This window comes from Paenisporosarcina sp. P4_D4 (genome assembly GCF_056401835.1).
This window is the reverse complement of record NZ_JBFUIO010000298.1, coordinates 1-1,349: the sequence shown is the minus strand read 5'-3', so window position 1 is coordinate 1,349 and position 1,349 is coordinate 1. Positions and strand designations below refer to the sequence as shown.

Genomic DNA, 1,349 nt, shown 5'->3' with positions numbered 1-1,349 from the left:
ATTTCTAACCTCTGACAAGGAACTTATAGTAAATATTCAAAATGATAGCAACCTTGAATTTTTGTATGGTAGACATTTTTTAATTCAAAAGAAAATTGATGGCATTTGGTACTCAATTCCCTTTAAAAATAATGTTTTTGAAGATATAGGACTAATACTCCGTCCAAATGAGTCTTCCCAAATAACAATTTCGCTCGAACGATTAGAAAGTGAGCTTTCTCCAGGCGAACATCGCCTTTTAAAGTCTTTTGAAATTAATAGTGAGTTATCAAAAGAAAAGAAATTCACTCTCGCTGCCCCGTTTAAAGTTATTACACCGTAAATGTAAAGCAAATTTGATGTGTTTTAGGCTTGAGTTTTTAAAACCATTTGAACTAATAATAAGGACTTATATGGATAAACTTTTCTGGGAATCAATACAAACACAATGAATTGGCATATAGGGCTACATTGGCAGCTTATTGAGTATTTTCGACGCGTTGATCCAATAAGGATTAACGCTTATTTTGTTGAACTTCTTCAACTAACGGGGCAGGTTAGTTCAATAAAGAGTACAAAGACGATTGGCTAAATTCTAAAATGTAGGCTGATTTAATGAAATAAAAAACACGATTGATTGGTTTTCTACGATTGAGGAGAATACAATAGGAAGATTCCATAAAGGAGAGGGTTTAATAAATGCGTCAAGACTTTAAAAAAATTGCCTTGAAATTACTATGGGTTATAGGTTTGCTTGCATTGATACTGATTGCTTTCCATTATCAACAGATAATAAAACAAGATTTTGAAGCAACTTATAATCCTCTATCTACGTATTGGTTCAACTCGATTGTCCCTTTTTTGTTTGGCTTATATAGTTCCACAATCTTTATAAAATTTTGGTCGTTTAAAATTAATATACCACTGTTTCTATGCATAACATGTCCATTACTAATTCTATCCTTTTATAGTCCAGTCACATACACGATTTTCTTAAATGTAGCACCTAATCCTTCTTCATTTAGTGTACCTATTCCGTATTGGTTGTTTAAAATAAACTCATTTGAGATTGTTCCAATTGTCGCAGGATTAACTTTAATCATGAGTTTATTTGGGGTAAACCGGCTACAATCAAGGAATTAATAGATTCTTCACTAGAAGATGACTTTTTTAGCTGTATCTTTATTTGTATGTACATCGGATCAGACGATCGTTCAGAAGGTAAGTTAAAAAGGAAATTCTTATTCAACTAACGGGTGAATTACTTCAATTAGGATCAATTGTTTGGTCTGTTAATCGTTTAGCTGGTCCAATTTTATGGATTTCACCACAAAATCTGGGAATACCCGGATTTACTGCCTCTTCTGTAC

The 1,349-nt window shown here is 32.5% G+C and carries 1 protein-coding gene; it reads left to right on the top strand.

Annotated elements, in window-relative coordinates; translation table 11 throughout:
• On the top strand, positions 1-322 hold a 322-nt coding region (locus tag AC1DSL_RS18280; RefSeq protein ID WP_477533342.1), incomplete at its 5' end, for an immunoglobulin-like domain-containing protein.
• Positions 323-1,349: the final 1,027 nt, after the last annotated feature.